The organism is Fischerella sp. (assembly GCF_013388695.1).
In the GTDB taxonomy this organism is placed as follows: Bacteria; Cyanobacteriota; Cyanobacteriia; order Cyanobacteriales; family Nostocaceae; genus PCC9605.
Genome location: NZ_JACAEU010000007.1, coordinates 19,938 through 35,014, shown reverse-complemented (window position 1 = coordinate 35,014; position 15,077 = coordinate 19,938). Strand labels below are relative to the sequence as shown.

The 15,077-nt window shown below is 43.5% G+C and carries 14 protein-coding genes and 5 pseudogenes; 13 read left to right on the top strand and 6 right to left on the bottom strand.

The window, feature by feature from the left end; translation table 11 throughout:
- Positions 1-7 precede the first annotated feature (7 nt).
- Together HXY43_RS00830 and HXY43_RS00825 are read left to right on the top strand one after the other, a co-directional pair.
- Positions 8-130 (top strand): annotated as a pseudogene (locus tag HXY43_RS00830) (DUF2887 domain-containing protein); the annotation flags it as partial.
- A gap of 96 nt (positions 131-226) precedes the next feature.
- A complete protein-coding gene (locus tag HXY43_RS00825; RefSeq protein ID WP_290878784.1) occupies positions 227-439 on the top strand; it encodes a hypothetical protein in 213 nt (70 codons plus the stop codon).
- 385 nt (positions 440-824) lie between these two features.
- On the opposite strand, the gene HXY43_RS00820 is transcribed toward HXY43_RS00825, so the two are convergent.
- On the bottom strand, positions 825-1,406 hold the full coding sequence (locus HXY43_RS00820) for a type IV pilin protein (protein WP_290878781.1): 582 nt from the start codon (positions 1,404-1,406) through the stop codon (positions 825-827).
- Between the two features lie 289 nt (positions 1,407-1,695).
- Here HXY43_RS00820 and trxB point away from each other — a divergent pair, with 289 nt between their 5' ends.
- The 4 genes from trxB to HXY43_RS00800 all read left to right on the top strand — a co-directional run bounded on the left by trxB (position 1,696) and on the right by HXY43_RS00800 (position 5,468).
- Positions 1,696-3,063, top strand: a complete 1,368-nt coding sequence (trxB, locus tag HXY43_RS00815) for a thioredoxin-disulfide reductase (RefSeq protein WP_290878892.1) — start codon at positions 1,696-1,698, stop codon at positions 3,061-3,063.
- Between the two features lie 229 nt (positions 3,064-3,292).
- Positions 3,293-4,189, top strand: a complete 897-nt coding sequence (locus HXY43_RS00810; RefSeq protein ID WP_290878779.1) for an ABC transporter permease — start codon at positions 3,293-3,295, stop codon at positions 4,187-4,189.
- A gap of 95 nt (positions 4,190-4,284) precedes the next feature.
- On the top strand, positions 4,285-4,482 hold the full coding sequence (locus HXY43_RS00805; protein ID WP_290878775.1) for a hypothetical protein: 198 nt from the start codon (positions 4,285-4,287) through the stop codon (positions 4,480-4,482).
- A gap of 74 nt (positions 4,483-4,556) precedes the next feature.
- Entirely contained in the window at positions 4,557-5,468 is a 912-nt protein-coding gene (locus HXY43_RS00800; protein ID WP_290878773.1) for an ROK family protein, read from the top strand.
- A gap of 91 nt (positions 5,469-5,559) precedes the next feature.
- Here HXY43_RS00800 and HXY43_RS00795 read toward each other — a convergent pair whose 3' ends face one another.
- Positions 5,560-7,764, bottom strand: a complete 2,205-nt coding sequence (locus tag HXY43_RS00795; protein WP_290878772.1) for a CHASE2 domain-containing serine/threonine-protein kinase — start codon at positions 7,762-7,764, stop codon at positions 5,560-5,562.
- 385 nt (positions 7,765-8,149) lie between these two features.
- Here HXY43_RS00795 and HXY43_RS00790 point away from each other — a divergent pair, with 385 nt between their 5' ends.
- The 3 genes and pseudogenes from HXY43_RS00790 (at position 8,150) to HXY43_RS00780 (ending at position 9,908) form a co-directional block, all read left to right on the top strand.
- Positions 8,150-9,340: an AGE family epimerase/isomerase gene (locus tag HXY43_RS00790; RefSeq protein ID WP_290878770.1), complete on the top strand. Its 1,191-nt coding sequence runs from the start codon at positions 8,150-8,152 to the stop codon at positions 9,338-9,340.
- Between the two features lie 73 nt (positions 9,341-9,413).
- Positions 9,414-9,694 (top strand): annotated as a pseudogene (locus tag HXY43_RS00785) (BrnT family toxin).
- Positions 9,678-9,908, top strand: coding sequence for a hypothetical protein (locus HXY43_RS00780; protein ID WP_290878768.1), 231 nt, complete (start codon positions 9,678-9,680; stop codon positions 9,906-9,908). The pseudogene HXY43_RS00785 and the gene HXY43_RS00780 overlap by 17 nt, the downstream one beginning before the upstream one ends.
- A 714-nt stretch (positions 9,909-10,622) precedes the next feature.
- On the opposite strand, the gene HXY43_RS00775 is transcribed toward HXY43_RS00780, so the two are convergent.
- Positions 10,623-10,958, bottom strand: a complete 336-nt coding sequence (locus HXY43_RS00775; RefSeq protein WP_290878766.1) for a XisI protein — start codon at positions 10,956-10,958, stop codon at positions 10,623-10,625.
- A complete protein-coding gene (locus HXY43_RS00770) occupies positions 10,946-11,365 on the bottom strand; it encodes a XisH family protein (RefSeq protein ID WP_290878764.1) in 420 nt (139 codons plus the stop codon). The genes HXY43_RS00775 and HXY43_RS00770 overlap by 13 nt, the downstream gene beginning before the upstream one ends.
- Positions 11,366-11,541: 176 nt before the next feature.
- On the opposite strand from HXY43_RS00770, the gene HXY43_RS00765 reads away from it, so the two are divergent.
- The 4 genes and pseudogenes from HXY43_RS00765 to HXY43_RS00750 form a co-directional block, all read left to right on the top strand.
- Positions 11,542-12,660 (top strand): aminoglycoside phosphotransferase family protein, encoded by a 1,119-nt coding sequence (locus HXY43_RS00765; RefSeq protein WP_290878890.1) that lies wholly within the window; start codon positions 11,542-11,544, stop codon positions 12,658-12,660.
- A pseudogene (locus HXY43_RS00760) lies at positions 12,657-13,004 on the top strand (DOMON-like domain-containing protein); the annotation flags it as partial. The gene HXY43_RS00765 and the pseudogene HXY43_RS00760, both read left to right, overlap by 4 nt.
- Positions 13,005-13,024: 20 nt before the next feature.
- On the top strand, positions 13,025-13,192 hold the full coding sequence (locus HXY43_RS00755) for a hypothetical protein (protein ID WP_290878763.1): 168 nt from the start codon (positions 13,025-13,027) through the stop codon (positions 13,190-13,192).
- 434 nt (positions 13,193-13,626) lie between these two features.
- A pseudogene (locus HXY43_RS00750) lies at positions 13,627-14,096 on the top strand (response regulator transcription factor); the annotation flags it as partial.
- Here the strand turns inward: HXY43_RS00750 and HXY43_RS00745 are convergent.
- Together HXY43_RS00745 and HXY43_RS00740 are read right to left on the bottom strand one after the other, a co-directional pair.
- Positions 14,068-14,373: pseudogene (locus HXY43_RS00745) on the bottom strand (SDR family NAD(P)-dependent oxidoreductase); the annotation flags it as partial. The pseudogenes HXY43_RS00750 and HXY43_RS00745 overlap by 29 nt on opposite strands.
- Positions 14,374-14,424: 51 nt before the next feature.
- Entirely contained in the window at positions 14,425-15,042 is a 618-nt protein-coding gene (locus tag HXY43_RS00740) for a methyltransferase domain-containing protein (protein ID WP_026733295.1), read from the bottom strand.
- Between the last annotated feature and the right edge of the window lie 35 nt (positions 15,043-15,077).

Below are 15,077 nucleotides of genomic sequence, written 5' to 3'. Positions count from 1 at the left end.
GAGCAACGTGAAAACAGATACAATATTTTATCGCTTGTTCCAAAGCTTCCCCAGTATTTTCTTTGAACTCATCAACCAACCACCCGAAACTGCGATCGCTTACCAATTTTCAAGCGAGTTAAAGCAAACCAAGGTTTATCAAGAAGCCAAATTAGAGGGTAATACCGATTTAATAAATGTTTACAACACATCCTGATGTAGAGACGCGCCATGGCGCGTCTCTACAATGTCTATTTGTCGCATTATTTTTTCAAAATGGTATAAGTTAGAGGGCAAGTTAGAGGGTAAGTTAGAAGCAGTTCCTTTTATGTTGAGCTTAGGTGCAACCGTAGAACAAATAGCAGAGGCACTAAAGTTAGATATAGAGTCAGTGAGACAGGTAGCAGAATCTACAAAAACAATACAGGAAAAAAGTAGCCAGTCGGACACTGCTAAATAATTCATCTTTGCTTATTCGTCTTTACATCTAGAATAGGCTTTTGAACTTGGTGTAAAAAATTTTTAGCCAAGACGATAGTTTTTGGATAGGGGTAAGTACCTTCATGACAAAAGACTTGTTGGTACTTAAGTCTTTATCCCAGGTTGGACACTGTAAAATGAAAGATTTGGCATGGTTTTTTGCCCATTGATTCCCCAGTGTGAGGGAAATAAAATTGAGTGAGCAGTCTACACTACCCACTCTACTGAAAAACTTATTTTCAATTAAATGCTACTTATGTAGTTAATAAGTAGTATGGTTAGTATTCAAGAGTCAAGGATAATATTTGGACAGTGGATTTTTGGTTATTGACTCCAGATAATGATGTTTATTGACTCCCATTTACTTACTTAACTGTTTTCATCTTAGGAGTTGCAAACTTACTACAATCTCCTGCCCCAAAGTCAGGTACAGTTACTGTCTCGGGTTTTTTATCTTTATCTCCTGCGTATGGGGTGTCAGCCTCACATACGGATGCTTGAGTAAGTGGTTCTTTGATACCATTTACATCCTGCTCTATGGTATAAAGCAAGCCAACGTAGGACTTAATTTTAGCAGCTCTAGAAGCAGCTACATTAGCAGCAGCTTTTGATGCATCTTTAGTAGCGCCAAGGTCAATGGTGTATTTATAGTTATCAGTCTCTTGTTTAAGACCAATACCTAACAGCTCAAACTTATCGGCGAATTGATTAGCATTCTCCAAATAGTATGCCTGCTGGGCTCGGTTCATAGCACCAACGTTCTGCTTGGCTTCCGACTGTCTGGCTTTGCTAACTTGGTTGAGTAGCGAGGGCAGAGCAATAGCCGCTAATACACCGATAATAATTACTACCACCAATAATTCAATAAGTGTAAAACCTTCATCGCTTTTTTTCTTACGGCCGTTGAGATGTTTCAGGAATTTGGTTTGCAGTTCTGGCTTGAGCATGTGTTTCTCCTTACAGTGGGTATGTTATAGGCGATTGCTGTGTTATAGATGTAACTTACCCACGCGCGATCGCTTTCATATCACTGTGGTAAAAAATATTTCACGTCACCGCGGAAAAGGGAGATGGGGGAGGTGGGGAGATGGGGGCTGTGAAGGTTGGGGGAGTGTGAGGAGTAGTAAATAACCAACCAACAACTAACCACTAACCACTAACCACTAACCACTAACCAAAATCTTTTGTTATGATAAATTATACGTAGTCGTCATGAGTTTGTTTATTTTAGCCATCATGACCAACCCAAATGTAGAAAACGTGGTAATTATAGGTTCTGGGCCAGCAGGGTATACAGCTGCTATATATGCGGGACGCGCCAACCTGAAACCAGTTGTATTTGAGGGCTTCCAAGCCGGGGGTTTGCCTGGTGGACAGTTGATGACAACGACTGAAGTTGAGAATTTTCCTGGGTTTCCCCAAGGGATTACCGGGCCGGAACTGATGGATCAGATGAAAGCTCAGGCAGAGCGTTGGGGAGCCGAGCTATATACTGAAGATGTGATTGAAGTAGACCTACGCCAGCGTCCGTTTACTGTTCGCTCAGAGGAACGAGAATTTAAAGCCCACAGTTTAATTATTGCCACAGGTGCAACGGCAAAACGGTTGGGACTACCTTGTGAGGGACAATTTTGGAGTCGGGGTATTTCTGCTTGTGCGATTTGCGATGGTGCTACGCCGATTTTCCACGGAGCTGAATTGGCTGTAGTGGGTGCTGGCGACTCAGCAGCAGAAGAAGCGATTTATCTGACCAAGTATGGTTCTAAGGTAAATTTGCTGGTACGTTCCGACAAGATGCGGGCTTCTAAAGCCATGCAAGACCGTGTTTTGAGTAACCCAAAAATCCAGATACACTGGAACACCGAAGCCGTGGATGTGTTCGGTAACGGTCACATGGAAGGGGTGAAAATCCGCAATAATAAAACCGGCGAAGAAAGCGAATTGCACGTTAAGGGTTTATTTTACGCGATTGGTCACACTCCCAATACTTCTTTGTTTAAGGGACAATTAGAACTGGATGAGGTGGGTTACGTTGTTACCAAGCCTGGTTCACCAGAAACAAGTGTAGAAGGCGTTTTTGCTGCTGGCGATGTGCAGGATCGCGAGTATCGTCAGGCAGTTACCGCTGCTGGTAGTGGTTGTATGGCGGCGATGTTGGCAGAACGTTGGTTGTCTGCTCATGGTCTAATTCAGGAGTTTCATCAGGTGTCGCAAACTCCAGATAATGAATTACAGCCTCAGCCAGCTGCAAACAAAACTCCCACTGACACCGAATTTGATATTAATGCGACGCGCCATGAGGGAGGTTATGCTCTCAGAAAGCTTTTCCACGAAAGCGATCGCCTTATTGTTGTCAAATATGTCGCCCCTGGTTGCGGCCCTTGTCACACCCTCAAACCCATATTAAATAAAGTGGTAGATGAATTTGACGGCAAAATTCACTTTGTCGAAATTGACATCGACAAAGACCGAGATATTGCTGAGAATGCAGGTATCACTGGCACACCAACAATCCAGTTCTTTAAAAATCAGGAACTGTTAAAAGAACTCAAGGGGGTAAAGCAAAAGAGCGAGTATCGGCAGTTGATTGAAAGTAATTTGTAGCCGCTGCGCGGAGTCAAGAATCAAGAGTCAAGAGTCAAGATTTGAGGCTCTTGACTTTTTACTGTATCTGTATTGTATGGTGGTCGAATTTTATTAAAACAGAAATGAAGGTGCGTTAAACTTCGTTAACGCACCCTACTTTATACTTGACAAAATTGCTCTCAAGCCTCAACACTCATAACTCAAATCTGATTTTTCAGACGCGTCATGGTGCGTCTTTCCCAAACCTATGACTGTTGTAAAAACTCAACTGCCAAGATTTTTTAGTTTTGTTAAGAATCCCAACCTTTCTCAGCAATTGATGCTTGTGGGGTTAGTAATAACAATTTTATTTATATTCCTGGCGGTGTTTGCTCCTCTATTTCAGGCTTGGGGATGGCTGCAAGATCCCACAGATTTCTTAAGTAACCCCATTCACAGCCCACCTTCATCCAAGCATTGGTTTGGTACCAGTCGCCTTGGCTATGATGTTTTCTCGCGTACGCTATTTGGCGCACAAGCAGCATTGCAAGTGGTTTCGCTGGCAACAGCGTTGAGTATGGTTGTTGGTGTGCCTTTGGGCATGGTGAGTGGCTATGTTGGCGGTAGATTAGATAAGATACTGCTGTTTCTGATGGATAGCATTTACACTCTACCGGGGCTACTACTTTCGGTAACGCTGGCATTTGTGGTGGGACGAGGGATATTCAATGCAGCGATCGCCATTAGTATTGCTTACATTCCCCAATACTACCGTGTCGTTCGCAATCACACGGTGAGCGTGAAAACAGAAGTATACATAGAAGCTGCCCAAGCGATCGGCGCTAACACCTGGCAGGTGCTTTCTCGCTATCTATTTTTCAACGTCATTCAAAGCGTACCCGTACTATTTACCCTCAACGCCGCCGATGCAATTCTGGTTTTAGGAGGTTTGGGCTTTTTAGGTTTAGGATTACCGGAAGAATTCCCAGAATGGGGACGCGACTTAAAACAAGCTTTAGAAGCCCTACCTACAGGGATTTGGTGGACTACCCTCTTCCCTGGATTAGCGATGACATTGATGGTGGTAGGGTTATCACTACTAGGTGAGGGGTTAAATGAATTTGTCAATCCTCGTTTAAGGAAAGAAAATGGAATTCGGAAATAGTCAAGGGATTGGGGATCGCGGATCGGTTATTTTCTTTCCAATCCCCAGTCCCCAGTCCCTAATCCCTAATCCCTGTATATTTGTGAGAGATGCTTGTGAAAGATAACCTTTCTTTAGTTGCTGCCGCTGCTGGTGGTTTTATGCTTTCCGTCGCTCTAGCTGGTATCTTACGAGGAGCACCAGTTACATCTTGGCAGGTGCAAGCAAATGTCGGTTCAACTCCAGTAATGTATGTAAGTCAAGCTGAACCAATTAAAAACGAAATTAGTCATAAAAAGAGTAACCACAAATAGTTGCTTGTTGTTCGTTGATTGTTGTTTGGATAACTAACCACTAACTACTAACCACTAACTACTAACCAAAAAGTGTGGTGATACCAGAAGTAATTGGCATTGACTTAGGGGGAACGGCGATTAAACTGGGGCGATTTACGGTTGATGGCACTTGCCTAAAATCTTTAACTGTAGTGACTCCCCAACCAGCAACCCCAGAAGCAGTAATAGCAGTGATGCTAGATGCGATCGCGCAACTCGATCCCGAAAATCAAGCTGTTGCCATTGGTGTTGGTACTCCTGGGCCTGCGGATGCAGCTGGACGCATTGCCAAAGTCTCCATTAACCTGCCAGGATGGCACGATGTCCCCCTTGCTGATGCTTTAGAAGCGAAATTTGGCAAACCTGCTATTGTTGCTAACGATGCCAATTGTGCAGGTTTAGGGGAAGCTTGGTTAGGAACCGGTCGCCACTTTCAAAATTTCATCATGCTGACTTTAGGAACAGGCGTTGGTGGTGCGATTATCCTTGATGGCAAATTGTTTATAGGGCATTACGGAGCAGCTGGCGAGTTAGGTTTAATCAGCTTCAACCCTGATGGCCCAATATGTAATAGTGGCAACCAAGGTTCTTTAGAACAGTATGTCTCTGTCACCGCAATCCGCCGCCGCACCGGCAAAGAACCAGCCGAATTGGGAGCTTTAGCAAAAGCAGGAGACGCCAAAGCTTTAGCATTTTGGCAAGAATACGGTAGAGATTTGGGTATCGGTTTAACAAGTTTAATGTACGTGCTGACACCAGAAGCGATCATCATTGGTGGCGGTGTCAGCGCTAGCGCCGAATTTTTCTTACCAGCTGCCAAAGCCGAAATTGAAAAGCGAGTTTTGCCCACCTCTCGCGTAGGTTTACAAATCTTGCCAGCCGAGTTAGGTAATTGTGCGGGCATGTTGGGTGCAGCGAAATTGGCATGGCAAGTGGTAGAGATGGGGAGATGGGGAGACAACTAACCACTAACCACCAACCACTAACCACCAACCACTAACCACTAACTACTAACCACTAACCACTAACCACTTACCACTAACCACTAACCACTAACTAATGACCATTGACCAATTCAATTTTTTGCAAATCTTGCAGTACTTCGGTGGCTGATTGATAGCGATCGCTAAAATGGTAGCGCACCATCTTATCTAAAATCGCTGCCAATTTTTCGCTAACTTTCGTCCCATGACGCCATTCTATAGTGCCAGTTTCGGGATGGGGATGAAGTTCGTGTGGCATTATCCCGGTTATTGCTTGAATGGCAATCATCCCCAAAGCGTAAATATCGCTGCACAAGCGGGGATGACCTGCAAATTGTTCTGGTGGTGCATAACCCCGCGTACCAATAGCTACTGTTGCCAATTCGGTCTGTTCCGCTGTTGGTGGTTGCATCATCTTGACTGCACCAAAGTCAATTAGCACCAAGCGATTATCTGTATCGCATCTAATAATATTACTCGGTTTGATATCTCGATGAATGACGCGATGTTCGTGAACAAACGCCAGAACTTCTAAAATCCCTTTAAGCATCTCGATGACAAAAGTTTCATTTTGTACGTCATGATTTGGTGGTAATTCTTCACTGAGGGCATGTCCAGAAATATATTCTTGTACTAAATAAAATTCATGATTTTCTTCAAAATATGCCAGTAGTGCTGGAATTTGATGATGTTTACCCAAAACTTCTAAAATTTCTGCTTCTGCATCAAATAATCTTCTGGCAACTTGCATAAATTTTGTATCTCGGCGGGCTGGCATTAGTTGTTTCACAACACAAACAGGACTGCCTGGACGCTGCGTATCTTTTGCTAAATAAGTACAACTAAATCCACCCGAACCGAGTACTTTTGTGATTTGGTAACGTCCACCTAAAATAAAGTCACCAGTTGTTTTTTCCGTGTTATCAAGCGTGGCAGAAGAGTGAACGTGCTTGTCGTAGATGTGTGTAGTTTCTTTTAATAGTGTATTTAAATGTTCTATGGCTTCTTTTTGTTTTTCAACTTGCTGGATAATTACTTTAGTTTGTTGTTGAGTTTGGTAGCTAGTGTAAGCCATAACACTAACACCACCCAAGACAACAGCTAGGGCAGGCGGTATCAAAGGCATCCACACCCCTTGCAAAAACAACAAATAGCACACACCCACCAAGCCACTCAAAGATACGCCACCAGCCAAACCCAGGCGCAAGGGATATTGCAACTGCCATGCTAAGACACTACCCACTAATGCCCAGCCTAAAATCCATACAGCTTCTACCCAGTCGGGTAAGTACCAAATAAGGGGTCGCTCATTCAGTACTGCACTGATAATCTGACTCGCCATCTGTGCATGAATGAAGACAGCTGGCATTCTCGGTGGATGCTGTGGTGAAGCGCTGTAGGGTGTATAAAAGCCCGGATGGAGGCTACGGGCAGTAGTACCGACGATAACGAGACGATCTTTTACCCAATTGGGATCTACCCGACCTTGCAAAACTTGTGTAACAGTTACTTGTTGGGCAAAATGAGAGGGATCGCGGTAATTTAGAAGTATTTGATAGCCCCTTGCATCTATGTTTTCATAGCCACCTGAATTCTCTTGCAAAGGTGGAAATGAATTTTTACCCAAGTAAAAATGTCCTGTGTCGGTAAAATCGAATTCGATACCTTGTCTTTCTAAATAATTAATTGCTAGTAAGGCAGCAAATGAAATTTGTGTTGTACATTTTTTGTCATTGGAACCAGCAAATAACAAACTGCGACGAACAACGCCATCATCGTCAGAAATTACATCGCTAAAGCCGACTTGGTTAATTGGGAAATTTGGCGGCGGTGGAATTTCTGAGCTATCTATGCTGCTGAATGTACAATAAGTAATAACGTTATCCAGATTTTTAAGACTAGCCCCCAAATTTTTCTGTTTAGAACGGTCGATACTTAACCCAATCACACGCGGTTGATAGGATTGTAATTTCGCCAACAATTGATTGATAGTGTTATCTGGCAGAGAAATAGCTTCTGACTTTAAATCATCTTCAGTAACGGTAACTAATAAAATCCGAGGGTCTAATGCTTCAGGGGGGCGTAGCTGCAACATCTGGTCATAAGCGCTTAATTCCCAAGCCTGCAACCATTTTAGATGGCGAACACCTAGTATTAACATGGTGACTCCCACACTGGTTACAAGAATAGTTTGCAGCCAGTTTTTAGTGGTAGTGTCCTGAGGACGCTTATCTTTTGTGAAAGTAGCATGAAATTTCCTGAATAGTCCTGTAATCACAGTTTTGTGGCAAGTAGCCCAAATTTGGTAGATGGTGCAGACAGGGAATTACCCCAAGTATTCTCAATGTAGCAAGTTGTTGGTGGTTAGTAGTTAGTGGTTAGTTGTAGAGACGTGCCATGGCACGTCTCTACATTGGGTAGTGGTTAGCAATTGGCCATAATATCAAGTCTGGATAATCAATTTATGTTCCTACTGCGATGCTCCGAAGGAGCGGTCTTTGACCATCGCAACTATTAGGTAATACCCCAATTACCAATTACCCATTACCACACGGGCGGATAGTATAAGTGTTCAAACGGACATGATATCAGTCACTTGTAGTCTATCCACAGCAAGGCGATAATTAATGCTGTTGGTTTTGGCACAAAAAGGGAGAAAATTTATGGAGCACGACTTTAAAGCGCTGGCTGAACTTTACAAAAACGCGCTCCTCAACGACGTACTCCCATTTTGGGAAAGACACTCGCTCGACTGGCAGCAAGGCGGCTATTTCACCTGTCTGGATCGTGAAGGCAAGGTTTATGACACAGACAAATTTATCTGGCTGCAAAACCGCCAAGTTTGGACTTTTTCCATGCTTTGCAACCAGCTAGAAAAGCATGAAAATTGGTTAAAAATTGCTAGCAACGGTGCTAATTTTCTCGCCCAACATGGCAGAGATGCCGATGGCAACTGGTACTTTGCCCTAACTTGTGAAGGCAAGCCACTGGTTCAGCCCTATAATATTTTTTCTGATTGCTTTGCCGCAATGGCATTTAGTCAATACGCCCTCGCCTCTGGTCAAGATTGGGCTAAGGATGTGGCTATGCAGGCTTACAACAACGTTTTGCGCCGCAAAGACAACCCAAAGGGCAAATATAACAAGAGCTATCCCGGTACACGCCCGATGAAATCATTGGCTGTGCCGATGATTTTAGCCAACCTGACTCTGGAAATGGAATGGTTGCTGTCCAGCGAAACTCTTGAAAATGTTCTAGCTGCAACTGTTCAAGAAGTGATGACCGATTTTCTAGACCAGGAACGGGGACTGATGTACGAAAATGTTGCTCCTGATGGTTCGCACGTTGATTGTTTTGACGGACGGTTAATTAACCCTGGTCACGGCATTGAAGCGATGTGGTTCATCATGGATATTGCCCGTCGGAAAAACGACACCAAAACTATTAACCAAGCCGTTGATGTGGTGCTAAATATCCTGAATTTTGCTTGGGACAGCGAATACGGCGGATTATATTATTTTATGGATGCAGACGGTCATCCCCCGCAGCAACTGGAATGGGATCAAAAGCTGTGGTGGGTGCATTTAGAATCTTTGGTTGCCCTGGCAATGGGTTATCGCCTGACGGGACGTGAGGCATGTTGGGAATGGTATCAAAAGATGCACGATTACGCTTGGTCGCATTTTGCCGATGCAGAATATGGTGAGTGGTTTGGCTACCTTAATCGGTGTGGGGAAGTGCTGTTGAATCTCAAAGGTGGTAAATGGAAGGGATGTTTTCATGTGCCGCGTGCAATGTATCTTTGTTGGCAGGAGTTTGAGGCGTTGAGTGCAAATTCTGGAGTGTTATTTTAGACGACCAAGATTTTCGATCAAGTAGTATTTAGCTGATAAGCTGATTCCAGCAATGACTAATGCACCTTTGGGCATGGAATTTGAGTGGAATCCTGATAAAGCTGACAGAAATCTTAAAAAGCACGGCGTTTCATTCCAGGAAGTTGCCACTGTCTTCGGCGATGCCTTATCGATAACCTTTCCAGATCCTGACCACTCGATAGCAGAGAGCCGATACGTTACTATACTATAGGATTATCCAGGCATGGTCGCTTGCTACTGGTTTCTCATACTGACCGAGATGAGCGTATCAGGATTATCAGTGCAAGAGAAGCAACACGGCAAGAGCGGAGGTTTTATGAGGAAGGAGATTGACAACGAGTTTGAGGATGAGCTACGCCCTGAATACGACTTTTCCAAAATGACAGGTGGTGTTCGGGGAAAGTATGCAGAACGCTACAAAACTGGAACTAATCTCGTGTTGCTTGATCCTGATGTAGCACAGGCATTTCCAACTGATGAATCTGTCAATGAAGCATTACGTTTATTAATGCAAATAGCTCAACGCCAACGCACCCAACACCAATAAGCCTTAAGACTTTGTGCGAGCGTATTCTAACACTTCGTTGTACGGGCAAAAGCTCAGGTATTTGTTAGTGCGATTTAGTGCGATCGCTTTTTCTAGAGTGAGTTAAGCTACGTAGGTCTTGCCTTCCAATAGCGCAACCCAACACCCCAAAAGCCCGTATATTGAGCATTAATTATTAGAGTAAGCTGATGTGCATTTAAGTTGTATAATCAGGGCGGGCGAGACGCCCACCCCACAAGAGTTTGATTTTTTTGAGAATGCAAATTAAATGCCTTTTAGCTTATGAATTATTATTGAAATCCAATATGATGCTTAGTCTCAAAGAAGCAGCCAAAAGGTTAAATGAAAGGTTAGGATCTGAAACTCATGAGTTTACCTTAAGTAAAGTTACTGATTTAGCTAAGAGCGGGAAACTTCCCGGTGCTTATCAGAAGAGATTTGGGGGGTGGTAGATTCCGAAAGAAGCTATTAATAACTACATAGAAGAACAAGAGAAGCAAGCAGTAACGCAATCACGACAGCAGAGATGTAAGTTTGTTAATGTAACAATAGTTGTAATATTTACAATGTTGGCAGCAATTCCAGCATTTCAGTATTTGCATCTATTTCAAGCGGGTAGGTGATAAAGCGAGCTAAAGCTAGTTGGATATTATTGATGCGATCGCAGATTATAGTGTTGCTTAAGAAAGGAAGTTGTACAATATTTGGTTACTTCTACGCCACACCATACCCTGTATATTCTCTTGCATAGGCGGGCTGTAAGCCCAATACAATATCGTTCTTTGGCACACCCATTGCTACTAATTCATCAGCAAGCAACTTATCAGTCTGATTGCGTTGAATCCAGATTTTACCGTCTTTAATATCCAAATGCATCACGCAATTATATATACGGCGATGTTTATCCCATCCCAAATCAACAATTTGATAATGGTCGTGTTCTGTATCAAAAATTGTTTGCACCTCTATTTCGCCATTTATGGGTGTACTTTTACTATATTCAGTTAATAGTTTTTGAATACACTGACGATAAAATGCTAGCTTATCCATCTGACTATTACCTCATCCACAGGATCGTATACAATTAGCTTGACTTGATATTGCCGTATTGATGCTTGGGGTAAATCACGTTGAAAAAACGACTCATAAGCGGCAATTGGTACTGCTAAATATAAGGTGCGTTCCTTTTCACTTCCTTCTAAAACTAAACGGTAATTCAAAAATTGACCCAACGCCATGTGAAAATCAAACAATGCTGAGTCACTCAAAAAACTTTTGACTTCTACTGCTATCTTTTCTCCTGCTTTTTCAGCTGCTAACAGCCGTTCTGCACCCAAATCAATTCTAACTTCATCCTCCTCGCCAAACTCAATCCTCAAAGGGTCATGCGTAATCACCCATTGCTCTTTCTGAAGACCTTTTTTGACTCCTTCATGAAATCGGTCTTTTGCTGACATTTCTCCTCACACACTTATTAACCTGATTTTAAATCAGTAGCGTATCGCAAGAATCTTTGACTCAGCCCTAGGATGTGAGTGCTTTATTTATACAGACCTGATGCGACACTTACGCTACGATATCCCCTATTACCTTCGTGCGATCGCGTGGGGAGTAGTACAGGTCAAACATGAACATGACGGAAAATCTCAAAATACAAGACACCGATCATCTTGTTGCTATTGCCGAGCAATTCACCCGATTGGAAAACGTTACAGGCATTCAAGCATTTGGAAGTGGCAATATCAATGATACCTTCCTAGTCACACTGGATTGTCCAGAGGAAAAGCATTTTGTCCTGCAACGCATCAACACGCAGGTATTTGTTCAGCCCCAACTGATTATGCATAACATGCGTATCTTCACTGAGCATGTTCGGGAACGCCTGCAACGCACCCCCCTCAACCGTCGTTGGGAAGTGCCGCGCGTGTTATTAACCAAGGATGCTCAAGACTATTGCACCGATGCTAAAGGCTCTTTTTGGCGGGCGATTAGCTTTATTGCAGACTCACAATCTTTCGATACGATGCGTGATACAGAACATGCGAAAGAAATCGGCTACGCCCTAGGCATGTTCCACAATCTGATCAGCGATCTACCTCCAGAAAAACTTGCCGACACCCTGGAAGGATTCCATATTACCCCGCTTTACCTTCAGCAATACAACGAAGTTCTGGCCAAAACCAGTCCTCGCCAATCCCCAGAAGTAAATTATTGCTTGCAGTTTGTTAGCGATCGCCAAACTTTTGCCCATGTTCTGGAAAATGCCAAAGCTACAGGCAAGTTACCGATGCGTCTGATGCACGGCGATCCCAAAATAAATAATGTTATGTTTGATACTGTTACCAAGCAAGCCGTCAGTGTGATAGACCTCGATACTGTTAAGCCTGGTCTAGTACATTACGACATCGGCGACTGTTTGCGCTCGGGTTGCAACCCCGCCGGAGAAGAAACCGAGCAGTGGCACAGCGTTTATTTTGATACTGACTTGTGCCAGGGAATTCTTCAAGGCTATCTCTCCGTAGCAAAAGCATTTCTCACCGAGAATGACTATGCCTACATGTACGACGCCATCCGTCTCATCGCCTTTGAGTTAGGACTGAGATTCTTTGCTGACTATTTAGCAGGAAATGTTTACTTCAAAGTCAAGCACCCGGAACACAATCTTACCAGGGCGATCGTCCAGTTTAAGCTCACTGAGAGCATCGAATCCCAGGAAACAAAGATTCGCGCCATTATTCAAGACATGAAATGAACGAACAGACATTTTCTCTGCAACCTTTTCCCTCTACCAAGCCGCTGCCTAATTTGAAAATAGCAGGCTGTATCGCCCGACACGCTAATCAACTTAATCTCCGCTACACGCTTTTCGGCGATCTAACAGAAGTCGCGATCGCCCCATCATCAGACACACCAATGCGAAAGCACGAATTGTGGGAAGATACCTGCTTCGAGTTCTTTCTTGGCATTAAGGATTCCCAACGGTATTGGGAATTCAACCTCTCCCCCGCTGGACACTGGAATGTCTATCGCTTTGACGGGTATCGTCAAGGAATGCAAGAGGAAACAGCCTTTATGAGGTTCCCGTTTAGCGTTCAGAAGCGGAAGCTCAAGCTGATTTGCAGCAAGCGCAAGCTGACTTAAGGCTAGCTCAGCAAAATTACGATCGCTATCAGCAAATAGCCGCAGCTGAAATCGCTCAAGCACAGAGCCAAGTTGCATTTGCTCAAGAAAAGTATGATAAAGACAAGCAAAGGAAACCGCAGCAGTATTGGAGTGGTAAATAAATATGGTTTTTCTAAAAAACTGGCTCCCAAGTACAAGAAATACCCCCGAAATACTCCCGATTTACTCTCGGTTTTTTAACTTCTTAAGAATAAAGTCAGATCTTACGTTGTAGAACTTCCGCCTGTTGGCGTTTTACCATCTGACGATAGATGTGTGGATTGGAGAAATCAAAAAGTGGGTTTTCGGACATTGGCTATAGAGTTAGTATTTCATAGTATAGTAATCATATTTGATTAATGAACTTTCTCATGATGATAGGGAATGGGGAACGGGGAACTTTTAACAGAAAGTGTACTCAGTTCTATTCAAAAATAAAATAGGAGTCCTAATTTTTATAAAAAATGTAGCTTATACTATTTTAGATTTTTGAGCCGCTGTGTTGGAGGGGTCTCCCCCCAATCCCAAGGATTCCAAAGCAAAACTGCGCGATCGCAATTTCACTATACCTGTACTGATGCTAACAGCTCGTGACACCGTTGCCGATAAAATCATTGGCTTAGATGCTGGTGCTGATGCATACATGGTAAAACCCTTTGACTTGGAAGAACTGATGGCTCAGGTTCGTGCCCTTTTGCGACGAAGAGTTAATGGGGCTAGTTCTAAGCTGTGTTGGGGAAGTCTATGTCTGAATCCAATTACCTATGAAGTTACGTATGATGATAAATTTTATACTTTACTCCCAAAGAGTATGCCTTGCTGGAGTTATTGGTTACGAATGGGCGGCGAGTATTAAGCAGACCGGGAATTATTGAGCGTCTTTGGTCAGTAGATGAATTTCCCACCGAAGAAGCTGTGAAAACCCATATCCGAACTTTGCGTCAGAAACTGCGATCGGTTGGTGCGCCCGGTGATTTCATAGAAACTGTTCATGGGCTTGGCTATCGAATGAAGCGACTCGAATAATCCCCCCGATTTCTCCCCGATTTCTCTCCGAATTTTTGACTTTATCTTCTTCCTTGGAGACATCGCCCTGTACCAGCATTGACTTAACACCACAATTTTCGATATCTCCACAGGCTTTTTGCAAAGCCATTTCTTCAGTATCTTCCGCAGCTTCGGGACTTTTACGATAGTTAATGGCAATATTACAACCTTCTTGGGCAAGACGGATGGCGATCACCTGTCCAATACCTGAACTAGCACCTGTAATCAGGGCACTTTTACCTTTTAATCCTTTCATTGCATTTTCCTCCATCAACAGTAACAAACCAACTATTTCTATGATTTATATCTATGAGCGTAAATTTGCCGGAACTTGCTCCGGAACAACCCACAGATAGATAGTTCTGCCGTCCACCCGTTCCACTTGCTGTGGTTTCCACTCACCCATGTCGAAGGCATGGGAAACAATGCGAGTGCCTGGTTTAAGTTCCTGCAATAGTTTGGGACGAAGCTTGAGATTGATATCGGGTAGTAAGTAGAGCGTTACTACTGTGGCTTCACTCAAATCAGTTTGAAACAAGTCTTGCTGGCGGAATTCCACCTGGTTTGTTACTTTTGCTTTTTGAGCATTGGCGTTTGCTTCTCGAACACGTTGAGGGTCAATGTCTACACCAACACCTCTAATACCGTATTTTTGCGCCGCAGTAATCGGAATCCGTCCATCACCACTACCCAAATCGTAAATCACATCATTCGGCCCGACGTTTGCCAGTTTCAGCATGGCGTCTACCACAGGCTGTGGTGTTGGTACATAGGGAACATCAGCAGGACGTTCTTGTGGTGCGGTTGTCGGAGCAGATACTTGTGCGTCTGCCTCAAAGTTGCGTGTTGGCGTACATCCCGCAAATCCTAGACTAGCAAAACTTATACTTGCAAGAATTCCAAGTAGTATTTTGTGTAGGTGCATATTTTTCTCCTTTATTATTTGTCCTTTGTTAAAGC